The organism is Bremerella cremea (genome assembly GCF_003335505.1).
In the GTDB taxonomy this organism is placed as follows: domain Bacteria; phylum Planctomycetota; class Planctomycetia; order Pirellulales; family Pirellulaceae; genus Bremerella; species Bremerella cremea_A.
Genome location: NZ_QPEX01000010.1, coordinates 1,475,453 through 1,490,479 on the forward strand (window position 1 = coordinate 1,475,453; position 15,027 = coordinate 1,490,479).

Here is a 15,027-nt window from a genome sequence, read left to right on the forward strand (position 1 = left end):
GGTTCAAACACTGTAGGCAAATTCAAGTGCGGACGCACCGAGCAAGGCCTGATCGAATGTCCCACCGACTCCGATCTCGACCGCAGTTTCCTCATAATACTGCCGTATTGAAATCAATTCGAGCGTCCGGGGGTCCAATTCCAGTGTTAGGTTTTCGGCGTATCGATTATCAAGCTCGAACCGAGTAAGACTAATCAGAAGTGTCTGAGACATGTGGTCGCGGTAAAGTTCCGAGTTTTCTTCTTCGGCTAATACCGGAATAACGCCGTTCTTCAGGGCAGCATCATCTTGCGGACTCACGATCGTTCGTCCGGAAGAAGACTTTCGGCACCGGGCCATCGTCCATCGGTGTTCGTGATAGGCTCGGAGCTGATGTTGAAAATCGGCGTGCGACAGGCGAATTTCATGGCACACGCATGCAATTCGAGGCATATCACCGTCGACAATTCTTTGATCACGAAACTTTTTCCACTGGAGACGTGATAAATCAAAGCGAACGCGTGCCCCCAGTTCCGACTCGCGACCGGGCGATCCTCCACAGAATCCTACGACCGATGTGCTTCGAAACTTATGGGCTTGAAGAATCACATTCGTTTCCCGAAAACGATTTGCCTTGGTGCGTCGTGCATAAACAAGGGAAAACGTCCCGAATTCTCGATCGCGATTTCCGAAGAAGCGATTCACGATCTCCTCTAATGCGGACCTTTGCGGTCCTATCCAACTACTTCTCCAAGGTTCTGGCAGGCGATCGTGCATCGCTTCGATGTCGCTCAGCACATTACTTCTAATCAAACTGAATCGGCGGCGGGACGCAATCAAATCACTTCTTCCAGCTTGTCTCACCAGCAGATTGCACGGGATCTTAAGCCCTCGGCCATCCTCATCGACGAGCACGGGGCCTTCCTGAAGGTGCAAAACCTTCGGCGGGATTTCTCGATACTCGCCTAGCTCATCGAAAATGCTGGTGATGCTCTGCAGCGAGTGGCTGCCGACCGAAGACCAGTTCGCCGAATGCCTCATTGATCCATCCCTTCAATTTAAACGTCGACCTTTTTTGGCCTCGCAAAAGAAACCTTGCGCGATTCCTTTCTCCCCGCCACTCAGAATCCTGTTCAGCATCTTGGACGGATGACACGTCCAGGACTTTGGGTTCATTTCGACTGTATTAACGATGTGGAGTTGATCAGTGAATCACAATCCTTTCACCCAGACGGGTCGTTTGGCCTCGGGAGAATTCGCTCCCGAAGATCTCTATGCACTCCTGTATTGCCTCGCCCTTCGCTCGGGGCTGAGCGAGGCGGACGCTCTGGATGTGGTCCAGACCGTTTATCTCCAATATTACATTTGGAAATCGAAAGGGGGAACGATCAATTCTTCGATCGCTGGCTATCTAACCAAGATGCTACGGAACGAGCTTACCAATCGTGCCCGATCTCCGCGGCTTAACATCAGTGACTTTCCAGCGGACATGGTTGCCGCTCCGGAAAGGGAACTGCTGCAAGGACCTCCTGCTGAAAAGCTCTTCGCGATCACTCGCTCGTTTCTGTTCGGACTCAATCGACTCGACCGTCGAATCGTAATCCTGCGGTTTCGAGGCAACAGCTTTCGCCAGATTTCCCGTCATCGCCGGATTGAATTCTCGGACAAAACGGTCAAGCGGCGATTCGACGAGGCCATTGGTCGTCTGGCGCTGCTCGTCAAGCAAGCTCATTAGCTCAATTCTCTAAATCCGAACGAGGTATTCCGATTTTCGTTGCGGATTTCTCAGGATCTGAGATCCGCAATGCTCGGCAAGTCCTGTCTTGCAGTTTGAACCGTTTGGTTGGCCTGGCTTAATCCGGGTCAACTCCTTCCTTTCGTTCCATTTTTTGGAGACTCTCTCATGGTATCTCTGTCTCGTTTTACTGTCCCCGTTTTGATGGCCGTGCTAGCCGTCCAGGCATGCCAGGCCCAAAGCCCTCCGTCACCGAAACCTGCTCCGCATGGTCCGCAGACCGAGGAGGAACGGGCGTGGGCGAAAGTCGTGCCAGCGCTCAAGCAGGCACATCAGAAGCGGATCGCCGCTGCAGATCTCCTCTTGAACCAGTTGCGATCTTCGGCCGCCGAACTGGCCACTAAGAGTGGTCGCGACGCGTTTACGGACGCGGCCCTTGGATTGAATTCGAAACAGCTCATGCTGACGGATTCCCAGGGCCACCAAACTTGGCTTCGACGACTGTATGTCGACCAAGTCCTACCGGTGAATCTTTTACAGCAGCAGGTGAAAGTCACCTCCGATGCCTTAACGAAGGTGCTCGCGCAGATTGACCATGACTTGGTGGTGGAGCAGATGCTTGATGTGGAAGAGATTCCTCGCAAGTTCCGCCCCGTGCCGCTCGATCTTGCTCGCTTCCATCAAGCCGTGGACCGCGAAATTGATTCCGTAATGCTGGCTGTCAAGGAATCAACCTATCGTCAACTCAAGGCTTTTGCTGCGGGTGCTGCAGGGGCGGTCATCGCGGGCAATGCTGCTAGAGAAGCTATGCGTGACGAACAAGGCAATGTCTCCTTGTTCGGGGAGTTATTTGCCATTGGGATCGGCTTCGGTGCTGACTACGCAATCGATCAGGCAGCCAATGAGGCTCTCGAAACTCGCAAACATCTCACCGACGAACTCGAAAAGAGTACAAACCGACTGCTCGTCAATTGCCTCGGCAACGGGGCCCCGACCGATGTACTGATCGACGAAATGGTCAAGTCGATCCGTCAGCAAGAAGTCGCCATGGCCGCCCTCTTTATCCGCGACCTGGGAGTGGATTTGGACTGGGCCCTTGCCTACTACGATCACGTTTCTATCGAACCTCAAAAGTAGGAGAGTCTCCATGAAAGGTTTTGTCCTCACACTAATCGTGCTGTGTTCCGTCCTGGCATCGGGCTGCCCAGTAATGGCTGGCCCTTTGTCGGGGGCCGTGAAGACTGGTGCCAAGATTCTCACGGGTAAGGCAGCCTCGGCTGCCACCAAGCAAGCGGTTCAGCAAGCTGGGAAACAGGCTACGTCCGCTCTCGCACGAAAGACCGCCGAAGCGGCCGCCCGCCAGACGGCCATTCGCTTGACACGACTGCTAGGAGACGATGCCGCACGGATCGTGCGGTCCGTCGCCGGGAAAGCTGTCACGCTGGCGGACGATGTTGTCATGGCCACCACGAAGGTCTCCGCCCGGAATGGGCGGAGACTGGAAATGTTGGTTCCTGTGCTCAAAAAGCAGGGCAAGCTGGCCGAAGTCACGACATTGGTCAACAAGAGCCCTAAGCCGGGCGAGCTCCTCGAAATGCTCTGGAAACACCGGGAGAAGATCGCCGCAGGTGCGGCGATCACTGCCCTGGTGGTTCACGGCGATGACATCGCGAAGGCAGCGGCTGAACACGTCGCTCGCCCTGTTATCGAATCGAGTATGCAACATGTGGTGGCTCCGGTCGTCGCTCGCACGAGCATCTGGGGGATGGGCCTATTTCTGTTGGCGATCCCCGTGTCACTCTCGATCGCCTTGGCGGTCTGGTGCAGGTCAAGTCAATTCGACCGCTGCGTGAAATGGTTCGAGTTAGCCTGGCGGAGGATCACTTCTTGACTCCCTCGATTTCTCAAGCAAAGTAAGGAATGAAGTCATGATTGTTAAACCCGAAAACGTGCCCGCCGCCACACCCACGTGGCGGCGGGTTTCTCTTTCTCAGATCGACTTGGTGGAGAATCGACGTCCGTTAGATGAAGAGAATCTCCGGCGCCTCGAACCTAGCATCGCAGAGAACGGGGTCTTGCAACCTGTTGGTCTCGTTGCCGTCGGTAACCGCTTTCTGCTTTGTATCGGCAATCATCGCCACGAAGTAACTAAGCGACTGGGACACACTGAGATTGATGCTCTGGTTTGGCCCGAGGGTACGCCACCCGAGCAAATGCTCGTCTTTTCCCTACACGAGAACCATCTCCGAAAGGACGAGTCTGTAGAAGATACCTTTAAGCGAGTCACGGAACTGGCTCGTTATCATCGCTGTAGCTTTACAGAAGCCGCGGTCCACGCATGCGTTACTCCGGGGACCCTGAGCAAGATCCGCAAATCAGTTGGAAAGCTTTGCCCGGAGGCGCTGAAAGTGGCCCGCGAGAACAAAATCGGTGTCGCTATCACCTACGAAGTGGCTCGCCGAGCCAAGACGGAAGACGAGCAGACAGCCTGGCTGAAGGAACATGCGGCCGGTCGGATGTCACGGGACGCGATCATCAGGATGTCGGGCGGCAAAAAGTCGAAGGCCCCCAAGCAAGTCACCTTTGAACTGAAGATGGATGAGGTCGCGTTTCAACTGACCTTCCCTCGTACGATCTCCTATGAGGAGTTGTTTGACGCCATCGCCAAACTCAAGGCGGGAATTCAAGTTCACGCCAAGCAGAACCTCCCCATCCACGTGCTTGCGGAGGTAATGGCATGAACTGGTTTGGCTTCACGTTCTGGAAAGCCCGAGATTCGCTCGACTTACTCGGCATCTCGTTGGAGGATGTGTGCTCCCATATCTTCGCGATTGGCGGCACGGGAAGCGGCAAGACATCCGTTCTAAAGATTCTCCTCCGCGACATTCTTCGTCGCGGAGGGCCGAACATCGGCTGCCTGTGGTGTTGCGTCAAACCGGACGAGGCGGCCAACGCGTGCCGTGTGATCGAACTCGCCGGAGCCCAGGATCGATTGTTGATCTTGGTGCCCGGCGAATTCACTTACAACTTCCTCTCTTTCGAATTGACTCGCCAAAATGGTTCGCCTACAACGGCCACCCAGCTCTTGCAGGATCTCAACAATCAACTCAATCAATCCAAAGGAGAACATCAAGACAGTTTCTGGGCCAACTTGTATGCCATGCTACTCACCTGCTGCATTACCATCGGTTGGCTGGCCAAACGAGAAAAGGTAACCATCGAAGATGTTCACCGCGTGATGCTCTCTCTACCGGCGGCATTCGCTCAAGTGGCTTCAGCCGACTTTCAGTCGAGTTCGTACGCTTTTCAATTGCTCCAACAGGCGGAGAATGGAATCCGAAATGCGGGGGAAATGCGGCAATACAAACAGTCCGCTTCTTTTCTGCTGTCCGAGTTCATTCAAATTGGCTCGAAGGCACGTGGGGCGGCGATCAGTGAAGGCTCGGCGGTGCTCGTGCCCTTTCTCAACTCGCCCATGTACGAAACCGTTTGTGCCGAACATTCCACGTTCTCCCCTGAGATGGCTCTGGACGGGGTCTGTGTTGTTCTCGCGGCCCCCATCATGTCGCACGGCCCTGCGGGGATGCTCCTACAAAGCATCGTGACAACCCAGTTGAGCGAGGCGGCTCTCCGCCGCTTGAATCCGCAGACGACGACGATCGTCGTGCGGGACGAACTCCAGATGCTTATCAACAATCCCGCCAAGGAAGCAATGATTCAGTCGGTCTCACGGAGCCAACGCCTGGCGTTTGTCAGTGGCTGCCAAAGTTTACCAACACTTCAGTCCGCCATGGGCGGTAACCAGGCGGAACAGGAACTTCATTCCGTGTTTGCCAACTATTCGACGAAACTGGTTCTCTCCAACCATTGTGCCAGGACCAATGACTACTTCAGTCAAAGCTGGGGGCAGCATCGGGAAGACTTCGTCAGTGTCAGCGAGACGAAGGAAGAAGAGAAGTTCGACCTGCTTAATTTCTTGATGGGAAATGATCGGTTTCTATTTTCTATCTCCGAACAGATGGCTCCTCGTTGTCCTCCTGAGAGGTTTCTATCACTTCGTCGCGGAGGGCCACACAACAAACTTCTCGTTGATTTCTTTCTCAGCCAGGCGGGTCGCACCTATGGACCGCAAGGCGATCCATTCACCTTAAAAACGTTGAGGCAAATCTAGATGACACACTTTGACAATGAACCCGTTCGTCCTGACCGGCCACCTCCGACCAAGCAGCCGGAGGAGTACCAGGAAGAAGAAATCCGCAGCATCCGCAATGGAATCGGCGGATTCCTGATCGCCGGGTTTGCGATGGGGAGAACGCTGCAAATCTTCAGCCGTACGCCTGGCTCGGCCGGTTCCATTCTGGTGGTGGCGTGGGCTTTCGCCGTGTTTGTGCAAGGCTTTTACCTGCACGGACACATGCAAAAGCACGGACGAATCGATGCCATTCCCTTTGAACTATTGATCGCCGCTCAAGTTGTATGGTGGCTCGTGGGGCTCGTTCTAACGTTCATCCATATTCTTTACCGTACTCAGGCACGGGATAGTGATCTCGGACGCGGTGTCCTGTCTCGCTACTTTCCTCGGCTTTCTACTCCGGCGGCGGGAATAGTATCGGACGTCGGTGTTGGGCTTGCCCTGGCCGGGCTACTGCGGCTCTGTGCTTCGCCCATTCAGTCCAACTGGTATCTGGTCATGGTCGGCTGGATTTTGATCTGCCACTTCGCCTTTTTTCTGCACCAATGGTACCTCAGAAAGAGAGTAGATGCCGCCAAATTACGATCGGCCGGGTGGCGAACTGAAGTGCGTGGGAGGCGTCAACTATGAGCAAACAGCAACCCAACGACCACACGAATCAGAAGCCGGAAAAGCCGAAGATCGGCCAAGGGGCAATCGCGGCCTTTGGGCGACAGGGATTCAAGGAACTCGGCAACATCATTGCCGCATTTCCGGGGCATTCCCCTCTTGTGGAAGAGCCTGGACAAATGGCCAGGGCCACGCAGCAATCCATAAGCCGTCAAACGGGGGCTAGTCAGCCCGTCCACTTTTACCAGTCGCAGCCGGAGACCCATTCGACCATGAACACGCCCGAACCGAATCAAGCTGAAGTTCAGATGGCGAACGACCAGCAGCCTAGCATCCTGGATGACCTGGTCCAGCATGCCCAGCAACAGGCGGAGTTCCAAGAACCGGAACAAGAGCAGGAGATGGGTCAGTGATGCCTGGTTCCCCCCAAAACAAACCCGAAACCCCGCTCCCATTTTCGGAGCGGGAGATTCTCCAGCGGAAGCTGGCAGTCTATCGCTATCCAAATCTGATCACGCCTGAAATGTGGCAAGCCTATCAAGCCGCGTTGGCGCGGCAGGAGACTTCAAACGATGACTCGCAAAATCTTCCACTTACTAACTTTCCTGATTTTAGGCGTGTGCTTGATCATCCTCACGATTTCTAGCATGGCAATTGCTTGGCACGGCCTCATATTACCGGCCGGTCATCCGCTTCGAGGCGACTGCTTCCTGTTGATGACGATCTTCATGTTTTTCGTTGGTTTCGGTTTCTTCTTTATCGCCGATGCTGGTAGTGGTCGAGCCTATCGCCGTCACGTTCATGAAGAAGCCAAGCGAATCATCTACCAACTGTACATTCAGTCTTATCAAGACCGGCAAAACGCCTCCACCAATAAAAGGTTCCCACCAGAAAGCTCGACATAGACGCGTAACACAAGTCGGAGCGAAGCTCCGTGTGCCTGTTTCGAGCTTTTGTTTCAAACTGGGATACGGACTGTCATCGAACTGTCACAATTCCGGACTATTGTCATGCCCATGCGGGTGACTCATTCCAAGAGTAGTGCGGACGCCAAGGCTTACTATGCGTTCAGCGACTACTATGACTCCGGTCCGAACCAGCTCAAAGGGGCCTGGTTCGGCAAAGGAGCCGCATTACTTGGACTCTCCGGCGAGGTCGACAAGAATCATTTCGATCGCCTCGTCGACAATCAGCATCCGTTTGAAGATTCTCGCCTCACGCAAAGGCAGCGTGCCGACCGTCGGGTCGGCACCGATATTACCCTCTCTGCCCCGAAATCGGTTTCGCTGCTGTGGGGTGTTACTCAGGACGATCGAATCTTGGAGGCAGTGCAGAAGGCGGCCCATGAGACGTTTTCCGATCTGGAGAAAGATGCTCTCACACGCGTGAATCACTCCCGCGGTGTTCTGACGTGGGAAAAGACTGGCAATATTGTCGGAGCCTCCTGGCTCCATACAACGGCCCGGCCTGTGGATGGCCATCCAGACTGCCAGCTCCACGTGCATGGCTTCGTCCTTAATGCCACGCATACCGGAAAACGCTGGACGGCCATTGACCTCTCAGCCGTCGTCCGTGACTCGGGCTACTACGAGGCGATCTTCCAATCTCGACTCGCGGAAAAAATGCTCGAGCTGGGATATCCGGTCGAGCGAAGTGAACGGGACTTCGAAGTTGCGGGAGTCGGTCGCGAAACGATTGAAAAGTTTTCGCGTCGGACCGGTCTCATCGAAAAGATGGCCGAAGAACATGGGATCACTTCCCCGGAAAGCAAAGGGCAACTCGGTGCCAAGACCCGGGAAAAGAAAAATCAACTGGTTCCACCGGATGAGCTTCCAAGCGTTTGGCGAAGTCGATTGAATGAGGAAGAAGCCGATCACTTTGATCGCCTGTCGCGAGGTGAGGCCATCTCGGATCAACCCGAGATGAGTGCCGCAGCGGCGGTGGACTTTGCGAAAGGACATGTCTTTGAGCGAGCTTCGGTCGTCCGCGAACGGGAACTACTGAGGCAAGCCATGCTCCATGGAATCGGCCAGGTCTCCGTTGAGCAGGTTCACAACGAGGTGGTAAGGCGAGAATGGATTCGGGAGGGCCAGGACGAGCAAGCTCTCATTTCAACGCGAGAGGTATTGACCGAGGAACAAGCCCTCCTCACTTTTGCTCGCTCGGGACGCGGTAAGCTGGCCCCACTCGCTCCGCAGCATGCGATTGCTCGGGATTGGTTAAGTGACGAACAGCAAACCGCTGTTCACGGAATCTTGAATTCGCATGACCGACTGATGATCGTCTCTGGTAAGGCGGGGGTTGGCAAGACTTCCCTCATGAAGGAGACCATTGAGGCGATCGAGAACACGGGCCGAAACGTGACCGTTCTCGCTCCGACCGCTGAAGCGGCTCATGGCGTCTTGCGAGAGAAGGAAGGATTCGACGCGGAGACTCTGGCATCCTTCCTCATGAATGAAAAGGCCCAGGCGTCGGCGGCTGGAGGTGTTGTTTGGGTTGATGAAGCCGGGCTTTTGGGAACTTCGGACATGGCCAAGTTGGCGACCATCGGTCAGAGGATTGACGCCCGCATTGTGCTCAGCGGAGATGAGCGGCAGCATAAGGCTGTCTCGCGAGGCACGCCGCTCAAGCTATTGGAAAGCGAAGCGGGCATCCAACCGTTTACAATCCATAGAATTCGTCGTCAGGAAGGTGATTACCGGGAGGCGGTCACTCTCCTTAGTCAAGGCAAGGTCGTTGAAGGTTTTGAGAAGCTGGACGATCTCGGTTTCATTAAAGAGATCGCCGATGACGATCTGCGAAACCGACAACTGGCCCAGGACTATGCCGATAGTCTGTCGCCAGACAAGTCGAGCTTGGTGATCGCTCCTTCCCATGTAGAGCGAGAACAGGTGACAGCCGCCATTCGCCAGGAACTCAAGGCTCGAGGGACGATTCATGGTCCTGAACATGAGATGACGGTACTTCAATCGAAACGGCTAACCGAAGCTCAGCGAAGCGACTCGCTTTCCTTTGCCCCGGGGGATGTCGTGGAGTTCGTTACCAAAGGTAAAGGGGGCTACAAGGCCGGGGATCGCTTACGTGTGGCCGAAGTTCACGACGGTCGGGTCTGGGCGGAGGGACAAAGTGGAAAAGTTGCGGTTCCGATTGAGTCTCCCAAGTCGTTTGATGTGTATCGGGAACGTGTGGAACACTTTGCGGCCGGGGATCGGGTTCGTGTGACTAAGAACCGTCGACCCTCGAAAGATTCCAGCGAGAAGCGGCTCAATAATGGTTCGCTGTTTGAACTGACCGGTTTTACGAAGTCGGGGGACTTGAAGCTCAGCAATGGTCAGACCATTCCCGCTTCGTGGGGGCATATCGAGCATGGCGTGACCGTGACGTCCTATGCCAGCCAAGGGAAAACGGTCCATCGGGTGTTCCTGGCTCAGAGCAGTCTCTCCCTACCCGCCAGTTCAGCCGAACAGGCCTATGTGAGTGCTTCGAGGGGACGGGGCCAGCTAACGGTCTATACCGACGACAAGCAGACGCTGCGGTCTGCGATTGGGCGGGAACGGATCGTGAAGAATGCGAGTGAACTTCGGCCTACAATCGTGACTCAAAATCGTTGGTCGGAGCGGGCAACTTCGATTCGACGCTTCGCCGAGAATTTCGCTCACCAACAGACGGAAAAATTGCGACAGTGGCTGGCCCATGAGCACGTAGAAATGGCGAGGTAATTATGGCGAATCATGAATCATCCGGGGTGTTGGACCGCTTGGGGCTAAGGCCCGAGGCTTCTGAGCAGGAGATCGAGAACTATCAGGACGATGCTCCCTACCAAGCCTTTGGTCTACATCGGCAACCGTGGGGCGGTCCTCCCCTATTGAACTTCGTGCTCAAGACAGGGCAGCAGCGGGGGCTGCCTTATAGCCAGATTGTTGATTCGAGCTTGGAGCCCGGAGACGTCATCCGCTTGGAATTTTATGGCAAGCGGGTCACCGTTCACGGTCGGAGGCTGGGTGAGGCCTATGCTAAGCTACTGAGTTTTCGGGTGGTTTATTTTGCGGAAGCGGATCACGCCACGACCCGGCTGGTGCCGGAGAATGAGCCGGTGATTACCGAGATTCGGATTGAGGATAATGCTCCTGGTCTGCTCTCGGCGGAGCCAGGCTAAGCCTGGTTTCGATTGACTTTTTGGGGAAAGCGTGACATTCTCAAGATAGGAAGAAATCGATTGGAAAGGTCCGATATGACGCTTGATGTCCCTAGTGAATATGAAGCCGTGATTCAGCAGGCGGTGGCCAATGGGGCCTTTGGGAGCCCGGAAGAGGCCTTGCGGCATGCTTTGAAGCTGTTGGCGATCGAGCAGTCGGAATCGCAGCGGGCCAAGCCCAAGTCGGCTCCTGAGCATGAGCAGTGGGGCAAACAGTTTCGGGCCTGGGCGGATGGCCATCAGCCGGTGGGGCATTTTGTCGATGACAGCCGCGAGAGCATCTACTAGTGGATAAACTCGCGTGAAGATCTTAGTCGATACGAGCATTCTGGTTCGCTCTTCGCAGGTCGACTCTCCCGTTTTTTCTTTGGTGCGGGACTCGGTGGCTAGACTGCCTCGATTGGGATTTGAGGGATGTCTCGTCCCGCAAGTCTTCTATGAATACTGGGTCGTGGCGACGCGGCCAGCGGCTCAGAATGGGCTGGGTTTGGACGCCGAGCAGGCGACCTTTGAAATGGCTCAGCTAGCCAGTCTATTTCAGCTCCTGAAGGATGAGCGGGCCATCTTTGAGAAGTGGCAGGAGCTAGTTACCCAGTATCAAGTGATTGGGAAGCAGGCCCATGATACTCGGTTAGTAGCGGGCATGCTGCGGCATGGGATTTCTCATGTGCTGACGCTCAATCCTAAGGATTTTCAGCGGTATGCCGAGATCACCATCGTGACGCCGCAGAAAGTGTTGGAAGTGACAGACGATATCGTAGCGAACTAGATGACATTATTGCTTGCTTTGAGGATCACGGCGGTGTCTTGCTAGCAACTCCCGAAACGCTGACTGCTACAATTGCCTCCTAACTCACCGCACTCCAACGTGGCATCGTGAACAACGAAAACGTCGGATTTGCTGGCTTTCGCGAAGTAAAGCTTCCGATAGGGCTATTATGATCGCAACGCCATTGTGGGGGGGCAAAATGCTCAGGTTCAGCTTACTTCTTCTTGTTCTCACGACATTGAGCGGCTGCCTTCACGTGCCGCTCCAGAAAAATTTTCTGGATCAGTCGACCACCGTTTCAGAGATAGAGCACCAGCAAGTCATCGACAACCTTGCTAAGTTTTCGGTCAATCCGGCCGCATTGCCACACTTTTCGATCCCTGATACCGGGACTACACAAATGGCTGCGCAAGCCAGCGGGGGTATGACCTTCAGTTACACTCGAGCCCTGTTTAACGGTTGGGGATTTAATTTAGGGGGAAACACGACTGAGCAGGAGAACTGGGTAATAAAACCTGTCAATGATCCTGGCCGATTGCAGCGAATGCGATGCGCTTACCAACTTGCCGTTGGTGCGAGAGGAGAAGTGGATTACGACTCGGACTGCGTTGCGTGTATCGATCAACTTGCGTTGCGTGTATCGATCAACTTAAGAAAGTTGGTCTGATTAAGGTGCCTCCGCCGGAGCCAATGGATGCGATTGCGGCAGTTCCCCAAAGCGGGGAACCTTCGCCAGCGACCAGCGACAGCGAACAATCACGGGAACAGAAAGAGGCGGAGTTGCTCCTTCAATCGCTGAATTGCAATTTTCCGAGGGGATGGTTTTATAGCGGCCGCAAGTGTGACGTCCCGAAATGTGCCTGTTACGTAGGTCGCTACTGCGACACATACGTGTGGGTCATGCCCGAAAACCTGGATGATTTCACGCGGTTTACTTTGACCATCCTAACCCTGGCCACGACTGATCCTGCGGGGCCGAATGCGGTCGTTGAACGGACTCTCGATGCTGCTGGCCAAACGACGGGTTACAAGGTCACAACCAAAGAAACTGTTCATTTTCGGAAGCTAGAGGCGGATTCAAAATCGTCAGGACAATCGTTCATGAAAATGTTCGGCGGAGTCACTCCCCAAGAAGGTGTCGAATTCTTGGGGGGACCTATCACGGAGCCGATTCGCACGGCACCATCTGACGAATCTACGTTACAAGGGCTGATCCAGCTAAAATGAGCCTTGGAATTGTGGCCGATTGCTAAGTGGGCTTTCGGGCAGTCGGGGCAACGCTGTCCCCTAGCCATCCGAGGCGGCTGATCGTGAACTATTGTAAGTCCCGGCATTAAACGTCCTTTCCGAGGAGAAGATTCCGCAGTCCGTCGTTCTTTAGAGGACGCCGTTCAAAACGTAGTAGATCGAATTACAATGGCACGGAATCAGCCGCTATTCCATGAAACTCGCGAATAACGATGGCGTTGCGAACACTTGGTTTTATAGATGAATTCGCGGGCCCAAAAATATGGGATTTCTCTTCCCATATTTTTTTGCCTACTCACGTCGCCGGGGAAGAATTTACTTGCTTACCCTCTTCGGCGGCGGATAAAAATGACAAATTCAAGCAAGGCTGCGAGGGCAAGAATACAGTAAGGAAATGTGTGAGGTTCGTTATGCTGACCGCAATTCACGGCAAGCCATGAATACCCAATCAGACAAGACGCTCCCGCAATACCTTGTAAAACCAGGAGGAATTGGTAAGACATAACGCTAAGCCTTAAAAAAAGAGGGGGAACTTTAGGACGCCCGTTTACGTCCCTCACTTTCTAAGGCCACTTACCTGCACGTCATTTTGGTTAAGCTTCCATATTTTCCGAAAACATTTTACGGATCGCCTGTGGTAGGCGGGTTCACGGAACACGCATGGGAAAGACTAAGAATCATCGATTGACACGGCAGAAGAGGACTGGTAGGAACACGTCAAGTCAACAATCGCAAGTGACCAAGGAAGGGACCGCGATGAATCACGACGACTTACCAGATTCTCAGAGCGGAGAGCAAGTATTCCAGCGGATGCTGCAAGATACTGGCCAACAAGAACTCGCTGGCGATCGGATGCGGCCTGATCTGGCACTGATTGAATCTCAGCTCAAAGGGGAGCTTTCCAACGAAGAAGAGGAAAAACTCCACAAGCTTTACATCTCTTCCCCAGTTTGGCGTTCGGCGCTCGCAATCGTTGAGAAGCGACTCGGACTGCCCCAAGATCGCGGCGTATCCCGCTAATCTGAGAAGTATCCATTTTCTTCGAGGAACTTCAGCACGAGCGAGATGCCCTCGGCAAGTAGATCGTAGAACTTCGACTGTGACAGCCCATACTTTTGCATCAACGCTTGACGGATGCCCACTGATTGATCTGAGAGCGGATTGTGGTAGTACTCGTGCGTCAGTTTGGTTGCCATAGACTGCGAGAAAGCTTCTTTTAAGATCTCATCGGGGATCTCGCGAGCGATAGAGTGGCGATCCGCAACTGGATGTGCAATAGGTTGACTTTGACTTGATCGAAGATCCCTCCTGCGGTGATTATTAACGAAGTTTTGCAGTTCTGACCAAGTAAAACGGTCCTGCCCCGACTCAAATGCGTCAAGCCAAGCGTTAGCAACCGCGTCTTCCCACATGCCATCTACAAATTCCCGCCGCATCGACCCTGCTACTTGCTCAATGGCATCGAGCAACAAAAGCAATGACTGATCGCTTCCCGTTCCGTCGGTTTCCCAGGCGACACTTGTCCACTCTCTTTTTTGCATGGCAAGCTTTCAAAGGCAGGGGCGTTTGGCAGAAAAGACCCAGCTAATACCGGGCGAGGGGGAGAGGCGGGTTGCTTCCATGCTTGCCGAGGAGCATCCTTGCCTTAATAGAGTAGTAGTTAATAGCAGGTTTTGTCTATAGAAATTTTGAGATGGCGATCGCGTATGGCATGCATGTTTTACTGCTTCTTAATTCTATATGGAACGGGATTCGCAAACTTATGCCCCTAAGCTTTGCAAATATCCCAGTTTGACTCTTGTTCAGAGCCATAAACCTGCCATGTACACCCCGGCATACGCCTGAGGGTATGCCTCTAAAACGGAAGAGATCTTACCTAAACGGTCTTAGGTCCCGTACTTTTATTGAAAAAATCGACGCAAGCATCGGACTTAGTTAAAACTTGATTTTCGACCTTCGAAAATCAGCCTCATTCATGTGGAAGCCTATGAGCCAGATTGGGCAACGGGACCAATGTTAGCGTTTCGTAAGTTCAACTTAAGCTGACAATTGCGAGGGTCGGCCTTCGGCCTCAAGGAGTCGCCCTATCGGGCGGCTCTTTTTCTTTCAGGGGACACCCCCAGGCTGTCAAGGCTCGGGGCCGCGCTCGCTGTGGGGTTTCCTCCCCGATCTTCCGCGCTCGTTGTCACTCGCTTGTGTAGACCGGGTGCCCCTCCCCGTCGCTCGGCCTGTGACAGCCTGTCCCCGTTCTTGTTTTGGCCTTCGTCCCCCCTGCCCAAAAGCAAGTGCTTTTTGGCACG

At 54.1% G+C, this 15,027-nt stretch carries 17 protein-coding genes; 15 read left to right on the forward strand and 2 right to left on the reverse strand.

The features are described from left to right. Positions 1–3: 3 nt before the first annotated feature. Positions 4–1,020, reverse strand: coding sequence for a hypothetical protein (locus tag DTL42_RS07045; protein WP_114367922.1), 1,017 nt, complete (start codon positions 1,018–1,020; stop codon positions 4–6). Positions 1,021–1,186: 166 nt separating this feature from the next. Between DTL42_RS07045 and DTL42_RS07050 the strand changes: the two genes are divergently transcribed. The 15 genes from DTL42_RS07050 (at position 1,187) to DTL42_RS07130 (ending at position 13,747) form a co-directional block, all read left to right on the forward strand. Next, a complete protein-coding gene (locus DTL42_RS07050) occupies positions 1,187–1,714 on the forward strand; it encodes an RNA polymerase sigma factor (protein ID WP_114367923.1) in 528 nt (175 codons plus the stop codon). Between the two features lie 309 nt (positions 1,715–2,023). Next, complete coding sequence (locus tag DTL42_RS07055) at positions 2,024–2,851, forward strand: hypothetical protein (protein WP_147274185.1); 828 nt, start codon at positions 2,024–2,026, stop codon at positions 2,849–2,851. Positions 2,852–2,861: 10 nt separating this feature from the next. Continuing rightward, entirely contained in the window at positions 2,862–3,605 is a 744-nt protein-coding gene (locus DTL42_RS07060) for a hypothetical protein (protein WP_114367925.1), read from the forward strand. A gap of 37 nt (positions 3,606–3,642) precedes the next feature. Continuing rightward, on the forward strand, positions 3,643–4,455 hold the full coding sequence (locus DTL42_RS07065) for a ParB/RepB/Spo0J family partition protein (protein WP_114367926.1): 813 nt from the start codon (positions 3,643–3,645) through the stop codon (positions 4,453–4,455). Then, positions 4,452–5,885: a TraM recognition domain-containing protein gene (locus tag DTL42_RS07070; protein WP_114367927.1), complete on the forward strand. Its 1,434-nt coding sequence runs from the start codon at positions 4,452–4,454 to the stop codon at positions 5,883–5,885. Before DTL42_RS07065 ends, DTL42_RS07070 begins: the two co-directional genes overlap by 4 nt. Continuing rightward, complete coding sequence (locus DTL42_RS07075; protein ID WP_114367928.1) at positions 5,886–6,536, forward strand: hypothetical protein; 651 nt, start codon at positions 5,886–5,888, stop codon at positions 6,534–6,536. Beyond that, on the forward strand, positions 6,533–6,928 hold the full coding sequence (locus DTL42_RS07080) for a hypothetical protein (RefSeq protein WP_114367929.1): 396 nt from the start codon (positions 6,533–6,535) through the stop codon (positions 6,926–6,928). The genes DTL42_RS07075 and DTL42_RS07080 overlap by 4 nt, the downstream gene beginning before the upstream one ends. Positions 6,929–7,087: 159 nt before the next feature. Next, positions 7,088–7,420 (forward strand): hypothetical protein, encoded by a 333-nt coding sequence (locus DTL42_RS07090; RefSeq protein ID WP_147274186.1) that lies wholly within the window; start codon positions 7,088–7,090, stop codon positions 7,418–7,420. A gap of 105 nt (positions 7,421–7,525) precedes the next feature. Next, positions 7,526–10,234, forward strand: coding sequence for a MobF family relaxase (gene mobF / locus DTL42_RS07095; RefSeq protein WP_114367932.1), 2,709 nt, complete (start codon positions 7,526–7,528; stop codon positions 10,232–10,234). A gap of 2 nt (positions 10,235–10,236) precedes the next feature. Continuing rightward, complete coding sequence (locus tag DTL42_RS07100) at positions 10,237–10,671, forward strand: hypothetical protein (RefSeq protein WP_114367933.1); 435 nt, start codon at positions 10,237–10,239, stop codon at positions 10,669–10,671. A 75-nt stretch (positions 10,672–10,746) separates the two neighbouring features. Continuing rightward, entirely contained in the window at positions 10,747–10,998 is a 252-nt protein-coding gene (locus DTL42_RS07105) for a hypothetical protein (RefSeq protein WP_114367934.1), read from the forward strand. A 13-nt stretch (positions 10,999–11,011) separates the two neighbouring features. Continuing rightward, positions 11,012–11,479, forward strand: a complete 468-nt coding sequence (locus DTL42_RS07110) for a type II toxin-antitoxin system VapC family toxin (RefSeq protein WP_114367935.1) — start codon at positions 11,012–11,014, stop codon at positions 11,477–11,479. Positions 11,480–11,648: 169 nt separating this feature from the next. Then, a complete protein-coding gene (locus tag DTL42_RS07115; protein WP_114367936.1) occupies positions 11,649–12,146 on the forward strand; it encodes a hypothetical protein in 498 nt (165 codons plus the stop codon). Positions 12,147–12,379: 233 nt separating this feature from the next. Further along, the gene (locus DTL42_RS25960; protein WP_147274187.1) at positions 12,380–12,706 is read left to right on the forward strand and encodes a hypothetical protein; all 327 of its coding nucleotides are present in this window, start codon (positions 12,380–12,382) and stop codon (positions 12,704–12,706) included. Positions 12,707–13,483: 777 nt separating this feature from the next. After that, positions 13,484–13,747: a hypothetical protein gene (locus DTL42_RS07130; RefSeq protein ID WP_114367939.1), complete on the forward strand. Its 264-nt coding sequence runs from the start codon at positions 13,484–13,486 to the stop codon at positions 13,745–13,747. Here DTL42_RS07130 and DTL42_RS07135 read toward each other — a convergent pair. Beyond that, the gene (locus tag DTL42_RS07135; protein ID WP_114367940.1) at positions 13,744–14,268 is read right to left on the reverse strand and encodes a hypothetical protein; all 525 of its coding nucleotides are present in this window, start codon (positions 14,266–14,268) and stop codon (positions 13,744–13,746) included. The genes DTL42_RS07130 and DTL42_RS07135 overlap by 4 nt on opposite strands. Positions 14,269–15,027 lie beyond the last annotated feature (759 nt).